This is a genomic window from Corallococcus praedator (assembly GCF_003612125.1).
GTDB classification, from domain to species: Bacteria; Myxococcota; Myxococcia; order Myxococcales; family Myxococcaceae; genus Corallococcus; species Corallococcus praedator.
Window position 1 is genome coordinate 1 of the sequence record NZ_RAWI01000197.1, and the last position, 17,592, is coordinate 17,592.

At 70.5% G+C, this 17,592-nt stretch carries 1 protein-coding gene; it reads left to right on the forward strand.

The genetic code is table 11. The features are described 5' to 3' along the window. Nucleotides 1–17,592 (forward strand): non-ribosomal peptide synthase/polyketide synthase (locus D7Y13_RS23685; protein WP_120630782.1); only part of this gene is annotated, 17,592 nt, incomplete at both ends.

A 17,592-nucleotide genomic window follows, 5' to 3' on the forward strand; every position in this document is an offset into this window, starting at 1 on the left:
CCAAGGCACCTCCGCCCGCGCCCCGGACCGCGTCGGTGCCTGGAGCGCCTCCGCCCATCCCCCGCGCGTCGAGGGCGCAGCCGCTGCCGCTCTCCTTCCCGCAGGAGCGGCTCTGGTACCTCCAGCAGTTGGATCCGGCGAACGTCGCCTACAACAACGCCGTCAACTTCCGCCTCACGGGCGCGCTGGACACGAAGGCCCTCCAGGCGGCGCTGGACGAGCTGGTGAAGCGGCACGAAGTGCTGCGCACCACGTACGCGCTGTCCGACGGCGGCCCGGTGCAGGTGGTCCAGCCGACGGGCGGCCTGCCCATGCCGTTGGAGGAGATTTCGGGTGACACGCGCGAGGAGCGCGAAGCGGAGCTGCTGCGCCGCTGCCGACAGCTCGCGGACATCCCCTTCGACCTGGCGCGGGGGCCGGTGGTCCGTGCGCGCCTGATGCGGCTGGGCGCGGAGGAGCACGTGCTGGGACTGGTGCTCCACCACGTCGTCTCCGATGCGTGGTGCACGCTGGTGCTCGCGCAGGAGCTGACCGTCCTCTACGCGTGCTTCGGCGCGGGCCTGCCTTCGCCGCTCCCGGCTCTGCCGGTGCAGTACGCGGACTTCGCGGTCTGGCAGCGCAAGTGGCTGGAAGGCGCGATGTTGGATGAGCAGCTGCGCTGGTGGAAGGCGCAGCTCACCGGGGTGCCCGCGCTGGAGCTGCCGACGGACCGGCCGCGTCCCGCCGTGCAGTCCTACGCGGGCGACGTGCACCGCTTCCACATCCCCCGGGAGGTGTCGGAGCCCCTGCTCGCCCTGGGGCGCAAGGAAGGCGCCACGTCGTTCATGGTGTTGATGGCGCTCTACCAGACCGTGCTGGGGCGCTACGCGAACCAGGACGACTTCGCGGTGGGCACGCCCATCGCCGCGCGCACGAGGCCGGAGGTGGAAGGCCTCATCGGCTGCTTCGTCAACACGCTGGCCTTCCGCGCGAAGCTGGAGGGCGCACCCACCTTCCGTGAGCTGGTGGGCCGCGTGAGGCAGCAGGCCCTGGGCGCGTACGCGCGCCAGGAGGCCCCCTTCGAGCGACTGGTGGACGTGCTCCAGGTGCCGCGCGACCAGAGCCGTACCCCGGTCGTGCAGGTGCTGCTCAACGTCCTCAACACGCCCGACTCGGACGCCGCCGCGCCCCAGTCGCTCCAGTTGAGCCAGGTGGAGGTGCCCACGGGCACGTCGAAGTTCGACCTGGGCCTGGACGTGTACGAACAGCGCGCGGGCCTGTACTGCCGGCTCGAATACGCCACCCACCTCTTCGACGAGGCCACCGTCGCACGCCTCGCCGGACACCTGACCCTGCTGGCCCAGGCCGTCGTCGCATCGCCGGACCTGCCCCTCTCCCGCGTGCCCCTGCTCACGGAGGACGAGCGGCAGCAGGTCCTGGTGCGCTGGAACGACACGCGCGTGGAGTATCCGCAGGGCGAGCGCATCCACGACCTCTTCGCGCAGCAGGTCGCGAAGACTCCGGACGCCATCGCCGTCGTGTTCGAGGGACAGCAGCTCACCTACGCGCAGCTCGACGCGAAGGCCAACCAGCTCGCGCACCACCTGGGCTCGCTCGGAGCGGGCCCCGAGTCCCTGGTGGGCGTGTGCCTGGAACGCTCGCTGGAGATGGTCGTGGCGTTGCTGGGCGTGCTCAAGGCGGGCGCGGCCTACGTGCCGTTGGATCCGGCCTACCCGCGCGATCGCCTCCAGTGGATGTTGGAGGACACCGCGGCCCCCGTGCTGCTGGTGCAGGAGCACCTCGTCTCCAACCTGCCCCTGAAGGGTTCGGGGACCCAGGTCGTGTGCCTGGACACCGGCTGGGAGCGGATCGCACGTCACCCCACGACGCCTCCGGCGCCGCGCGCCACCGCCGATTCACTGGCCTACGTCATCTTCACCTCGGGTAGCACGGGCCGTCCGAAGGGCGCGATGAACGCGCACGCGGGCGTCGTCAACCGCCTGCGCTGGATGCAGCAGGAGTACGGCCTCACGTCGGAAGACACGGTGCTGCAGAAGACGCCGTTCAGCTTCGACGTGTCCGTCTGGGAGTTCTTCTGGCCGCTGATGACGGGAGCGCGGCTGGTGGTGGCGCGTCCCGGTGGCCACCAGGAGCCGGCGTATCTGGTGCGGCTCATGGCCGAGCAGCGCATCACCACCGCGCACTTCGTGCCGTCCATGCTGCGCGCCTTCGTGGAGGAGCCGGGCCTGGAGGGCCTGACGCACCTGCGCCGCGTGGTGTGCAGCGGCGAAGCCCTGCCCGCGGACCTCGTGCGCCGGGCCCACGCGCGGCTGCCCGTCGCGGAGGTGCACAACCTCTACGGCCCCACCGAGGCCGCGGTGGACGTCACGTACTGGCACTGCCCGCGCACGGAGGACCTGCGCCGCGTGCCCATCGGTCGTCCCGTGGCGAACACGCGACTCCACGTGCTCGACCGCCATGGCCAGCCCGTGCCAGTGGGTGTGCCCGGTGAGCTGTTCCTCGCGGGCGTGCAGGTGGGCCGGGGCTACTGGCGCCGCCCGAACCTGACCGCCGAGCGCTTCATTCCGGATCCGTTCAGCCCCACGCCCGGCGCGCGCATGTACCGCACGGGCGACCTGGCGCGCTGGCTGTCCGACGGCACGGTGGAGTACCTGGGCCGCGCCGACTTCCAGGTGAAGCTGCGCGGCTTCCGCATCGAGCTGGGCGAAATCGAAGCCGCGCTCCAGGCGCACCCCGGCGTGCGCGAAGCCGTGGCCGTGGTGCGCCCGGATGCCTCTGGCGACGCGCGACTGGTGGCGTACGTCACGGGGGACGCGGGCCCGCTGGAAGCGGCGACGCTGCGAGCCTTCCTGCTGGAGCGCCTGCCCGAATACATGGTGCCGTCGGTCTTCATGCACCTGGGCGTGCTGCCGCTCACTCAGAGCGGCAAGGCGGACCGCAAGGCCCTGCCCGCACCGGAGGTTCAGGTGACCCAGCGAGGCCGGTACGTGGCCCCGCGCGGCGCCGCCGAGCAGACGCTCGCCGGAATCTTCACCGAGGTGTTGGGCGTCGATCGCGTGGGCGTGAACGACAGCTTCTTCGAGCTGGGCGGACACTCGCTGCGCGCCACCCAGGTCGTCGCGCGCGTGCGCACGGCCTTCGGTGTGGAACTGGGCCTGCGCGTCCTCTTCGAGGCGCCCACCGTGGCCGCGCTCGCGCAGCGTCTCCAGGCGCTCCAGGATCCCAGCCGTCCGGCGTTCGTGGCCCCGCCGCTGGCGGTCGCGGACCGGAGCGCGGTGCTTCCCCTGTCCTTCGCGCAGCAGCGCCTGTGGTTCATCCACCAGTTGGACCCGACGGACACGACGTACAACATCCCCGCGGCCCTGAAGCTGGAGGGCACGCTGGACGTGGGCGCGCTCCAGCGCAGCTTCGAGGAGCTGGTGCGTCGCCACGAATCCCTGCGGACCACCTTCCGCACCGAGGCGGGAGAACCCTTCCAGGACATCCACGCGCCCGGGCCGTTGTCGCTCCCGGTGACGGACCTGACGCACCTGCCCGATGCGTCCTCGCGTCAGGCGGAGGCCATGCGCCTCGCCACCGCGGAGGCCCGCGGTCCGTTCAACCTGGAGCAGGGGCCGCTCCTGCGCGCCCTGCTCCTGAAGCTGGGCGACACCGAGCACGTACTGGTGCTGAACATCCACCACATCGTCTCCGACGGCTGGTCCGTGGGCGTTCTGGTTCGGGAGATCGCGGCGCTGTACGCGGCCTTCCTCCAGGGCCGCGCCTCACCGCTGCCGGAGCTGCCGGTGCAGTACGCGGACTACTCGGCGTGGCAGCGGAACTGGCTGCGGGGCCCGGTGCTGGACGCGCAGCTCGACTACTGGCGCGGACAGCTCACGGGAGCCTCGCCGCACCTGGAGCTGCCCACGGACAAGCAGCGTCCGGCGCGGCAGTCCTTCCAGGGCGCGGTGATGCCGGTGCGCCTGCCGCGAGCGCTGAGTGACGCGGTGGAGGCCCTGGCGAAGCGAGAGGGGGCCACGCCCTTCATGGTGCTGCTGGCGGCCTGGCAGCTCGTGTTGCAGCGCTACTCCGGGCAGGAGGACATCTCGGTGGGTTCGCCCATCGCGGGTCGCCGGCACGTGGAGTCCGAAGCGTTGATTGGCTTCTTCGTCAACACGCTGGTGCTGCGCGCGCACGTGAAGGGCGACGCCAGCTTCCGCCAGCTCCTGGCGCAGGTGCGCGACACCACGCTGGGCGCGTACGAGCACCAGGACCTGCCGTTCGAGAAGCTGGTGGAGGTGCTGCATCCGGCGAGAGATCTGAGCCGCAGCCCGCTCTTCCAGGTGCTCTTCGTCCTGCAGAACGCGCCGGTCTCCGAGCTGTCCCTGCCCGGGCTCACCCTGCGGGCCGTGGACGTCAACAGCGGGATGGCGAAGTTCGATCTGGACCTCACGCTCCAGCGAGAGGAGCAGGGCTTCACGGGCAGCCTCACCTACGCCACCGCCCTGTTCCAACCGGACACCGCGGCCCGCATGGTCACGCACCTGCAAGTGCTGCTGGATGCAGCCATCGCCGCGCCAGAGCTGCCGCTGTCCCAGCTTCCGATGCTGACGCCGGACGAGCGGCACACGCTGCTCGTCGAGTGGAACGACACGCGCACCCAGCTGCGTCGCGGCCTCCTCCACGACCTCGTCGCCCAGCAGGCGGCTCTCACTCCCGACGCCACCGCCCTCGTCGTCGGCACCCGGCGCCTCTCCTACGCCCAGCTGGATGCACGCGCCAACCAGCTCGCCCACCACCTGCGCTCCCTCGGCGTCGGGCCCGAGGTCCGCGTCGCACTCTGCCTCGAGCGCTCCGAGGACCTCCTCCTCTCACTCCTCGCCATCCTCAAGGCCGGCGGCACCTACGTGCCCCTCGACCCCGCCTACCCCCGTCAGCGCCTCGACTTCACCCTCGCGGACTCCGGCGCACGGCTCCTGCTCTCCCACCAGTCGCTGCTCGACTCCCTCAAGCTCGACACCCAGGGGCTCGACACCCTCTGCCTCGACGCGCTTCCTGAAGCCGTCGCCGCGCGCCCCACCTCCGCCCCGCACTCCGACGTCTCCGAGGCGAACCTCGCCTACGTCATCTACACCTCCGGCTCCACTGGCAGGCCCAAGGGCGTCTCCATCTCCCATGCCAGCGCCTCCGCCTTCCTCGACTGGGCCCTTCGCACCTTCTCCCCGGCCCAACTCAAGGGCACCCTCGCCGCCACCTCCGTCTGCTTCGACCTCTCCGTCTTCGAGCTCTTCGCGCCCCTCTCCTGCGGTGGCGCCGTCCTGCTCGCTGACAACGCCCTCGCGCTGGCCGGCCTGCCCGCCGCCTCCGAGGTGACGCTCATCAACACCGTCCCCTCCGCCATCGCGGAGCTGCTGCGCCTCGGCGCCATTCCTCCCGCCGCGCGCACCATCAACCTCGCCGGCGAGCCCCTCCCGGGCACCCTCGCTCGCGCCCTCTACTCCACCGGCTCCGTCGAGCATGTCCTCAACCTCTACGGCCCCACCGAGGACACCACCTACTCCACCTTCACCCGCGTCCCTGAAGGCCCCGCCGAGCCCACCATCGGCCTGCCCCTTCCCGAGACGAGCGCCTACGTCCTCAGTCCCCATTTCTTCCCGCAGCCCATCGGCGTGCCCGGGGAGCTGTACCTGGCGGGCGCCGGCCTCGCGCGCGGATACCTCGGACGAGCGGACCTCACCGCCGAGCGCTTCGTCCCGGACCCCTTCAGCTCCACGCCCGGCGCTCGCATGTACCGCACCGGAGACCTCGTGCGCCGTCGCGCCGATGCGCAGCTGGAGTACCTGGGCCGCACCGACTTCCAGGTGAAGCTGCGCGGCTTCCGCATCGAGCTGGGCGAAATCGAAGCCACCCTGCGCCAGCACCCTTCCGTCCAGCAGGCACTCGTCCTCGCTCGCCGAGATTCATCCACCGGGGACCCGCGTCTCGTCGCGTACGTCGTCGCGTCCAACGCCAACCCCAACGAACTGCGCACCCACCTCCAGCAGAAGTTGCCGGAGTACATGGTGCCTTCCGTCTTCATCCCCCTCGCGGCCTTCCCGCTCACGCCCAACGGCAAGGTGGACCGCAACGCCCTTCCCGCACCGGAAGCTGGCGCCGCGCAGCGCGAGCGCTACGTCGCGCCGCGCACGCCGACGGAGCAGCATCTGGCCGCGCTCTGGGCCGAAGTGCTCCGCGTCGAGCGCGTGGGTCGGGAAGATCATTTCTTCGAACTGGGAGGCCACTCGCTCCTCGCCACCCAGGTGGTGGCGCGCGTCCGCTCCACCTTCGGCGTGGAGCTGCCCCTGCGCGCCCTCTTCGAAGCCCCGGTCCTCGAACAGCTCGCGCAGCGAATCGATCAGGCCGGGACCACCACCGCGCTGCCCGCCCTGACGTCCACGCCGAGGACGGACGAGGCCCTGCCCCTGTCCTTCGCGCAGCAGCGCCTCTGGTTCCTGGATCAGCTCCACCCCGGGTCCGCGGCCTACAACATGCCGTTCGCCCTCCGGCTGGACGGATCCCTTGACGCAGCCGTGCTGGAGCAAGCGTTCACGGAGCTGGTGCGGCGCCACGAAGCCCTGCGCACCACCCTGGGTGATGAGGCCGGCACGCCCGTGCAGCGCATCCACGCGCCCGCGCCGTTCCCCCTCACGATGAGGGATCTGCGCACGCACGAAGCCCCCGAGGGTGAAGCGCGCCGACTGGCCCGCGAAGATGCCAGCCGTCCATTCGATCTCGCCCGGGGCCCGCTGCTGCGAGCAACCTTGTTGCGCCTCGCCGAACGCCGGCACGTGTTGTTGCTCAACCTGCACCACGTCATCTCCGACGGCTGGTCCACCGGAGTGCTGGTGCGTGAAGTGGCCGCCCTCTACGAGTCCTTCCGCCAGGGCCAGCCCTCGCCCCTGCCGGAGCTGCCCGTGCAGTACGCCGGCTATGCCACGTGGCAGCGCCGGTGGCTGGCGGGCGACGTGCTCGCACGGCAGGTCTCATGGTGGAAGCAGCAGTTGGAAGGAGCGCCCACGCAGTTGGAGCTGCCCACCGACTTCCCCCGTCCGCCGGAGCTCTCCGGTCGAGGCGCCCGGTTCCCGGTGCGCCTGTCGCGCGAACTGAGCCGGGCCGTCGAAGCGCTGGCGCAGCGCGAAGGCTCCACCCCCTTCATGCTGTTGCTGTCCGCCTTCCAGCTCCTCCTGTCGCGCTACAGCGGCCAGGACGACCTCCTCGTGGGCACGCCCATCGCGGGCCGCCGTCACGCGGAGACGGAGGGCCTCATCGGCTTCTTCGTCAACACGCTGGTGCTTCGCGCTCGCGTGGATGCGGCCAGCACCTTCCGCCAGCTCCTGGCCCAGGTGCGCGAGTCCACCCTCGGCGCCTTTGAGCACCAGGACGTCCCCTTCGAGAAGCTGGTCGAGGAACTCCAGCCCCGAAGGGACCTGGGCCGCTCCGCGCTCTTCCAGGCGTTCTTCGCGCTGCAGAACGCGCCCATCCAGCCCCTGTCCCTGCCCGAGCTGTCCCTGCACGCGTTCGAGGACGAAGGCGAGCCCGTCACCAAGTTCGAACTCTCCCTGGACCTGAGCGAGACGCCGGAAGGCTTCATGGGCGCGCTCAAGTACAGCGCGGAGCTGTTCGCACCGGCGACCGTGAGCCGCATGGCCCGACACTTCCAGGCCCTGCTGGAAGCCCTCACCACCCGCCCGGACGTGCGCCTCTCCGAGCTGTCCCTGCTGACGCCCGATGAGCGCCAGCAACTGCTCCACACCTGGAACGACACCGCGGCCGAGCCGGTCCCGACGACCACGTTCCCCGCCGCCTTCGAGCACCAGGCCGCGCTCACGCCGAGCGCCCCCGCCGTGCGCTACGAGGACACGGTGCTCTCGTTCGCCCAGCTCAACGCTCGGGCCAATCAGCTCGCCCGTCACCTGCGCACGCTGGGCGTGGGGCCCGAGGTCCGGGTCGCGCTGCGCATCGAGCGGTCGGTGGACATGGTGGTCGCCGCGCTCGGCGTGATGAAGGCGGGCGGAGCCTACGTCCCGCTGGATCCCTCCTGGCCCACGCAGCGCCTGGACTTCGCGCTCCGGGACAGCCAGGCCCCGGTGCTCCTCACGCAGCGCGGCCTCGTCACGTCCTGGAAGCCCGAGGGCGTCACGGTGGTGAGCCTGGATGCGAGCGAGCAGCCCGGGTCCACGCTGTCCGCGGAGGACCTGGCGCCGCTCGCCACGGCGGAGACGCTCGCGTACGTCATCTACACGTCCGGCTCCACCGGCACGCCCAAGGGCGTGATGGTGCGGCACGGCTCCGTGCTCAACCTGCGCGCCGCGCTGAAGCGGACCGTCTACCAGGGCCTGCCCACCGGCTCGCGCGTCAGCGTCAACGCGCCGCTCGCGTTCGACGGCTCCGTCAAACAGCTCGTCCAGTTGCTGGACGGTCACTGCCTGTGCATCGTCCCCGAAGCCACGCGAGTGGATGCGGAGGCGATGGTGGCGTGGCAGCGCCAGCACCAGGTCGCCGCACTGGACTGCACCCCGTCCCTGCTGCGGCTGCTGCTCCAGGCCGGCCTGTTGGAGGGAGAGAACGCCCCGACCCTGCTGGTCCCCGGCGGTGAAGCCCTCGACGAGGCCACGTGGGACACGCTGGCCGCCTCCGAGCGCACGCGCACCTTCAACGTCTACGGGCCCACCGAGTGCACCGTCGACGCCACCGCCTTCGCGGTCCGCCAGGGCACGAAGCCCACGCTGGGCGGCCCGCTGCTCAACGTGCGGACCTACGTGCTGGACACGCACCTGCAGCCAGTGCCGGTGGGCGTGGCCGGAGAGCTGTTCATCGCGGGCGAAGGGCTCGCGCGGGGCTACCTGGACCGCCCGCACCTCACCGCCGAGCGCTTCGTCCCGAACCCGTTCGGAGCAGGCCCTGGCGCGCGCATGTACCGCACCGGCGACAAGACCCGTTGGCGGGAAGACGGCACGCTGGAGTCCCTGGGCCGCATCGACTTCCAGGTGAAGCTGCGTGGCTACCGTCTGGAGCTGGGCGAAATCGAAGCCGCGCTCCGGAGCCACGCCACCGTCCAGGACGCCGCCGTCCTGGCCCGGGAAGACGTGCCCGGGGATCAGCGCCTCGTCGCCTACGTCGTGCCGGCGCCCGGCTTCGACGCGAACGATCTGCGCGCCGTCCTCAAGCAGAAGCTGCCCGAGTACATGGTGCCCGCGACCTTCGTGACGCTGGACGCCTTCCCCCTCACGTCCAACGGCAAGGTGGACCGCAAGGCCCTGCCCAAGCCGGAAGCCTCCGCCACGAGGCGCGATCACTACGTCGCCCCGAGCACGGCCACGGAGCAGCGGCTCGCGGTCCTATGGGCCCAGGTGCTGCGAGTCGATCGCGTCGGCCGTCAGGACCACTTCTTCGAGTCGGGTGGCCACTCGCTCCTGGCCACGCAGTTGGTGTCCCGCATTCGCACCGCCTTCGGAGTCGAGCTGCCGCTCCGAGCCCTCTTCGAAGCGCCGGTCCTGGAGCAGCTCGCCCTGCGAGTGGAGCAGGCCCACAGCACCACGGTCCTGCCCGCCCTGGTCGCCGCGCCGAGGACAAGCGCGGCCCTGCCCGTGTCCTTCGCGCAGCAGCGCTTGTGGTTCCTGGATCAGCTCCAGCCTGGAAGCTCGTCCTACAACATCCCGTTCGCCCTCCGGCTGGACGGGGCCCTGGACACCGCCGCGCTGGAGCAGGCCTTCACAGAACTCGTGCGCCGTCACGAGTCCCTGCGCACCACCCTGCATGACGAGGGCGGCACGCCCGTGCAGCGCATCCACGCGCGCGCGCCCTTCGCCCTCCCCGTGCGCGACCTGAGCAGCCACGAGGCTCCAGAGGCCGAGGCCCGCGAACTGGCCCAGGCCGATGCACGGCGTCCGTTCAACCTCGCGCGCGGTCCGCTCGTGCGCGCCCAACTGCTGCGCTTGTCCGCACAGCAGCACGTGCTGCTGCTCAACCTGCACCACGTCATCTCTGATGGCTGGTCCAGCGGGGTGCTGGTGCGCGAAGTGGCCGCCCTCTACGAGGCCTTCCGCCAGGGCCGTCCCTCACCGCTGCCCGAACTGCCCATGCAGTACGCCGACTTCGCCGTCTGGCAGCGCCAGTGGCTGGCCGGCGACGTGCTCGCGCGGCAGGTGGCGTGGTGGAAGCAGCAGCTCTCGGGTGCTCCCACCCAGTTGGAACTGGCCACGGACTTCCCTCGTCCCTCGGTCCCGTCCAACCGTGGCGCAAAGGTGCCAGTGCGCCTGTCCCGCGAGCTGAGCCAGGCTGTCGAGGCGTTGGCGAAGCGTGAAGGCGCTACCCCGTTCATGCTGTTGCTGTCCGCGTGGCAGCTCCTGCTCTCGCGCTACAGCGGACAGGATGACCTCCTCGTCGGCACACCCATCGCTGGGCGCCGTCAATCAGAGACCGAGGGCCTCATCGGCTTCTTCGTCAACACGCTGGTGCTGCGCGCCCGCGTGGACGCGGCCAGCACCTTCCGCCGATTCCTGGCCCAGGTGCGCGAATCCACCCTCGGTGCCTTCGAGCACCAGGACGTCCCCTTCGAGAAACTGGTCGAGGAGCTCCAGCCCCAGCGCGACCTGAGCCGCTCGGCGCTCTTCCAGGCGTTCTTCTCGATGCAGAACGTACCGGTGCAGGCCCTGACCCTGCCCTCGCTGTCCCTGCATCCGCTCGGGGACGAAGCGGAAGGCCTCGCCAAGTTCGAACTGTCCCTCGACCTGAGTGAGACGCCGGAAGGGCTCATCGGCGCGCTTCAGTACAGCGCCGACCTGCTCACGCCGACCACCGCCGGCCGCATGGCCAGGCACTTCCAGGTGCTGCTGGAAGCCCTCACCGCTAGCCCGGACGTGCGTCTCTCCGAGCTGCCCCTGCTGATGCCCGATGAGCGTCAGCAACTGCTCCACACCTGGAATGAAACGAACGAGGAGTTGCCTCCCTCCACGTTCGCCGTCGCCTTTGAGCAGCAGGCCGCGCGCACGCCGCAAGCGCCCGCCGTGCGCTTCAACGACACGGTGCTCTCGTTCGCACAGCTCAACGCCCGCGCCAACCAGCTCGCCCGTCACCTGCGCTCCCTGGGCGTCGGGCCCGAAGTCCGCGTCGCGCTCTGCTTCGAGCGTTCCGCGGACATGTTCGTCGCCCTCCTCGGCGTCCTGAAGGCCGGCGGCGCCTACGTCCCGCTGGAGCCCTCCTGGCCCGAGCAGCGCCGCGCTTTCGCCCTCCGCGACTGCGCGGCACCGGTACTCCTCACCCAGTGGCGCCTCTCCGCCTCCGGGCTTCCGGACGGCCTGACGGTGCTCACCGTCGATGCGCAGGAGACGCCTTGGGCCTCACTGGCCGAGCACGACCTGGAGCCCATCGCTGCTCCTGAGCACCTCGCGTACGTCATCTACACCTCCGGCTCCACGGGCACGCCCAAGGGCGTGATGGTGCGGCATGACTCCGTGCTCAACCTGCGCGCCGCGCTGAAGCGGACCGTCTACCAGGGCCTGCCCACCGGCACGCGTGTCAGCCTCAATGCACCGCTGGCCTTCGACGCCTCCGTGCAGCAGCTCGTCCAACTGCTCGACGGCCACTGCCTGTGCATCGTCCCCGAAGCCACACGACAGGACGCCGAAGCAATGGTGGCGTGGCAGCGCCAGCACCAGGTTGCCGCGCTGGACTGCACCCCGTCCCTGCTGCGACTGCTGCTCCAGGCCGGACTGCTCGAAGGTGAAGCCGCGCCCACCCTGCTGGTGCCCGGTGGCGAAGCCCTCGACGAGGCCACCTGGAACATGCTGGTCGCCTCCGAGCACACCCGCTCCTTCAACGTCTACGGGCCCACCGAGTGCACCGTCGACGCCACCACCTTCGCCGTCCGTCAGGGCACGAAGCCCACGTTGGGCGGCCCGCTGCTCAACACGCGGACCTACGTGCTGGACTCACGCCAGCAACCGGTTCCGGTGGGCGTGGCTGGAGAGCTGTTCATCGCGGGTGAAGGCCTCGCACGCGGCTACCTCGGCCGCGCCGACCTCACCGCCGAGCGCTTCGTCCCGAATCCCTTCGGCACCGACTCCGGCGAGCGCATGTACCGCACCGGAGACAAGGCCCGCTGGAGGGAGGACGGCACGCTGGAGTACCTGGGCCGCATCGACTTCCAGGTGAAGCTGCGCGGCTTCCGCATCGAACTGGGTGAAATCGAAGTCGCCCTCCAGAGCCATCCCGCCATCCAGGGCGCCACGGTCCTGGTCCGCGAGGACGTCCCGGGAGATCAGCGCCTCGTCGCCTACGTCGTCGCTTCCAACCCCGACCCCAGCGACCTGCGCGCGTTCCTCAAGCAGAAGCTGCCCGAGTACATGGTGCCCGCGACCTTCGTCGCGCTGGCCACCTTCCCCCTCACGCCCAACGGCAAGGTGGACCGCAAGGCCCTCCCCAAACCGGAAGCCTCCGCCACGAGGCGCGATCACTACGTCGCCCCAAGCACGGCCACGGAGCAGCGGCTCGCCATCCTGTGGGCCCAAGTGCTGCGAGTCGATCGCGTCGGCCGTCAGGATCACTTCTTCGAGTCGGGTGGCCACTCGCTCCTGGCCACGCAGCTGGTGTCCCGCATCCGCACCGCCTTCGGAGTCGAGCTGCCCCTCCGAGCCCTCTTCGAGGCGCCGACCCTCGATCAGCTCGCACTGCGCATCGACCACGCGGACCCCACCACCGCACTGCCCTTCCTACGGCCCACGCCGAGGACGGATGCAAGCCTGCCCCTGTCCTTCGCACAGCAGCGCTTGTGGTTCCTGGATCAGCTCCAGCCCGGGGATGCGTCCTACAACATCCCGTTCGCCCTCCGGCTGGACGGGGCCCTGGACACCGCCGCGCTGGAGCAGGCCTTCACGGAGCTGGTGCACCGTCACGAATCCCTGCGCACCACCCTGCATGACGAGGGCGGCACACCCGTGCAGCGCATCCACGTGCCCGCCCCCTTCGCCCTTCCCGTGCTCGACCTGAGCACGCACGAAGCCGCGGAGGCAGAAGCCCGCCGACTGGCCCAGGCCGATGCACGGCGTCCGTTCGACCTCGCGCACGGTCCGCTCGTGCGCGCTCAACTGCTGCGCCTCTCCGCGCAGCAGCACGTGCTGCTCCTCAACCTGCACCACGTCATCTCCGACGGCTGGTCCAGCGGGGTGCTGGTGCGTGAAGTGGCCGCCCTCTACGAGGCCTTCCGTCAGGGCCGTCCTTCTCCCCTGCCCGAGCTGCCAGTGCAGTACGCCGACTACGCCGTCTGGCAACGCCAGTGGCTGGCCGGCGACGTGCTCGCGCGGCAGGTGGCGTGGTGGAAGCAGCAGCTCTCGGGTGCCCCTACTCAGTTGGAACTGCCCACGGACTTCCCGCGTCCTCCGGCGATCTCCAGCCGGGGCGCCCGGATCCCGGTGCGCTTGTCCCGTGAGCTGAGCCGGTCCGTCGAAGCGTTGGCGAAGCGTGAAGGTGCCACCCCGTTCATGCTGTTGCTGTCCGCGTGGCAGCTCCTGCTCTCGCGCTACAGCGGACAGGATGACCTCCTCGTCGGCACGCCCATCGCGGGCCGCCGTCACTCGGAGACGGAGGGCCTCATCGGCTTCTTCGTCAACACGCTGGTGCTGCGCGCCCGCGTGGATGCGGCCAGCACCTTCCGCCAGCTCCTGACCCAGGTGCGCGAGTCCACCCTCGGAGCCTTCGAGCACCAGGACGTCCCGTTCGAGAAGCTGGTCGAAGAGCTTCAGCCCCAGCGCGACCTGAGCCGTTCCGCGCTCTTCCAGGCGTTCTTCTCGCTGCAGAACGTGCCCGTGCAGGCCTTCGCCCTGCCCTCACTGTCCCTGCATCCGCTCGGTGATGACGCGGAGAGCCTCGCCAAGTTCGAGCTCTCCCTCGACCTGAGTGAGACGCCGGAAGGCATCCTCGGTTCACTCCAGTACAGCACCGACCTGCTCGCTCCGGCCACTGCCGGCCGCATGGCCCGGCACTTCCAGGTGCTGCTGGAGACCCTCACCACCCGCCCGGACGTGCGTCTCTCCGAGCTGCCCCTGCTGACGCCCGACGAGCGTCAGCAGTTGCTCCACGCCTGGAATGAAACGAACGAGGAGCTGCCTCCCTCCACGTTCGCAGCCGCCTTCGAGCAGCAAGCCTCTCGCACGCCGGAAGCGCCCGCCGTGCGCTTCAACGACATGGTGCTCTCGTTCGCGCAGCTCAACGCCCGCGCCAACCAGCTTGCACGTCACCTGCGCTCCCTGGGCGTCGGGCCCGAAGTCCGCGTCGCGCTCTGCTTCGAGCGTTCCGTGGACATGCTCGTCGCACTCCTCGGAGTCCTGAAGGCGGGCGGCGCCTACGTCCCGCTGGAGCCCTCCTGGCCCGAGCAGCGCCGCGCCTTCGCCCTCCGCGATTGCGCGGCCCCGGTGCTCCTCACCCAGCGGCACCTCTCCACCTCCGGGCTCCCGGATGGCCTGACGGTGCTGACCGTCGATGCGCAGGAGACGCCTTGGGCCTCACTGCCTGAGCACAACTTGGAGTCCACCACCGCCCCTGAGCACCTCGCGTACGTCATCTACACGTCCGGCTCCACCGGAACGCCCAAGGGCGTGATGGTGCGGCATGACTCCGTGCTCAACCTGCACGCTGCGCTGAAGCGGACCGTCTACCGGGGCCTGCCCACCGGCACGCGTGTCAGCCTCAATGCACCGCTGGCCTTCGACGCCTCCGTGCAGCAGCTCGTCCAACTGCTGGACGGCCACTGCCTGTGCATCGTCCCCGAAGCCACGCGGCAGGACGCCGAAGCGATGGTGGCGTGGCAGCGTCAGCACCAGGTTGCCGCGCTGGACTGCACCCCGTCTCTGCTGCGGCTGCTGCTCCAGGCTGGACTGCTCGAAGGCGAAGCCGCGCCCACCCTGCTGGTGCCCGGTGGCGAAGCCCTCGATGAGGCCACCTGGAACGTGCTGGCCGCCTCCGAGCGCACGCGCACCTTCAACGTCTACGGGCCCACCGAGTGCACCGTCGATGCCACCACCTTCGCGGTCCGTCAGGGCACGAAGCCCACGCTGGGCGGCCCGCTGCTCAACGCACGGACCTACGTGCTGGACTCACGCCAGCAACCGGTTCCGGTGGGCGTGGCTGGAGAGCTGTTCATCGCGGGTGAGGGCCTCGCACGCGGCTACCTCGGCCGCGCGGACCTCACCGCCGAGCGCTTCGTCCCGAATCCCTTCGGCACCGACTCCGGCGAGCGCATGTACCGCACCGGAGACAAGGCCCGCTGGAGGGAGGACGGCACGCTGGAGTACCTGGGCCGCATCGACTTCCAGGTGAAGCTGCGCGGCTTCCGCATCGAGCTGGGCGAAATCGAAGTCGCGCTCCAGAGCCATCCCGCCATCCAGGGCGCCACGGTCCTGGTCCGCGAGGACGTCCCGGGAGATCAGCGCCTCGTCGCCTACGTGGTGCCGACCTCCGCGTTGGCGCCCAACGACCTGCGCGCGTTCCTCAAGCAGCGGCTGCCCGAGTACATGGTGCCCGCGACCTTCGTGACGCTGGCCACCTTCCCCCTCACGCCCAACGGCAAGGTGGACCGCAAGGCCCTTCCCAAGCCGGAAGCCGGCACCTCGCGGCGTGCGAACCACGCCACCCCCAGAACGTCCACGGAGCAGCGGCTCGCGGTCCTGTGGGCCCAGGTGCTGCGAGTCGATCGCGTCGGCCGTCAGGATCACTTCTTCGAGCTGGGAGGCCACTCGCTCCTGGCCACGCAGTTGGTGTCCCGCATCCGCACCACCTTCGGCGTGGAGCTGCCGCTCCGCGCCCTCTTCGAAGCGCCGGTCCTGGAGCAGCTCGCCCTGCGAGTGGAGCAGGCCCATAGCGCCACGGCCCTGCCCGCCCTGGTCGCCACGCCGAGGACGAACGCCTCCCTGCCGCTGTCCTTCGCCCAGCAGCGGCTGTGGTTGCTCGATCAGCTCCAGCCCGGGGGATCGGCCTACAACATCCCGGCGGCGCTCCGACTCGAGGGTGCGCTGGACGCAGCCGCGTTGGAGCAGGCCTTCACGGAGCTTGTGCGCCGTCACGAATCCCTGCGCACCACCCTGCATGAAGAGAACGGCGCGCCCATGCAGCGCGTCCATGCGCCCGCGCCCTTCGCCCTTCCCGTGCTCGATCTCAGCACGCACGAAGCCGCGGAGACCGAGGCCCGTCGTCTGGCCCAGGAAGAAGCCGGGACGCCGTTCGATCTTGCCCGGGGCCCGCTCATGCGAGCCCGCCTGCTGCGCCTCTCCGCGCACCAGCACGTGCTGCTGCTCAACCTCCACCATGTGGTCTCCGACGGCTGGTCCGGAGGCGTGTTGGTGCGCGAGGTGTCCGCGCTCTACGAAGCCTTCCGCCAGGGCCGGCCCTCGCCGTTGCCCGAGCTGCCGGTGCAGTACGCCGACTACACGGTCTGGCAGCGTTCGTGGTTGCAGGGCGAAGTGTTGGAGCGGCAGGTGGCCTGGTGGAAGCAGCAGCTCACGGGTGCGCCTCACGCACTGGAGCTGCCCACCGACTTCCCGCGTCCGCCCGTACAGTCCGCGCGAGGAGGGGCCGTCCACTTCCGCCTTCCCGTGTCGGTGAGCCAGGCACTGGAGACCCTGGGGCAGGAGGAGGGAGCCACCCTCTTCATGGCCCTGCTGGCCTCCACGCAGGCACTGCTCGGGCGCTACTCCGGTCAGGATGACGTCGTCGTCGGGACGCCCATCGCCGGTCGTCGCTTCGCCGAACTGGAAGGCCTCATCGGCTTCTTCGTGAACACGCTGGCGCTGCGAGCCCGTCTGGACGACGCGCCTACCTTCCGCCAGTTGCTCGCCCGTGCGCGGGAGACGACTCTGGGAGCCCAGGCCCACCAGGACGTGCCGTTCGAGAAGCTCGTCGAGGAGCTGCATCCTCGACGTGACCTGAGCCGCACGCCGCTCTTCCAGGCCATGCTCCTCGTGCAGAACACGCCCACGTCGAGCCCCGTCGCGCCCCAGGGAGCGCTGTCCATCCACCCCGTGGAGGTGGAGGACCACGCGGCGAAGTTCGACCTCACGTTCGCCTTCACGCCGTCACAGCAGGGGCTGCAAGGCACCATCACCTACAGCGCCGACCTCTTCCGCGAAGAGACGATCCAGCGGCTCGTGAAGCACCTCCAGGTGTTGATCGAGTCCGCGGTCGCCAGCCCGGACACCCGGATCGTCGAGCTTCCGATGCTGACGCCGGACGAGCGGCACACGCTGCTCGTCGAGTGGAACGACACGCGCACCCAACTGCGTCGCGGCCTCCTCCACGACCTCGTCGCCCAGCAGGCGGCTCTCACTCCCGACGCCACCGCCCTCGTCGTCGGCACCCGGCGCCTCTCCTACGCCTGGTTGGACACACGCGCCAACCAGCTCGCCCACCACCTGCGCTCCCTCGGCGTCGGGCCCGAGGTCCGCGTCGCACTCTGCCTGGAGCGCTCCGAGGACCTCCTCCTCTCACTCCTCGCCATCCTCAAGGCCGGCGGCACCTACGTGCCCCTCGACCCCGCCTACCCCCGTCAGCGCCTCGACTTCACCCTCGCGGACTCCGGCGCACGGC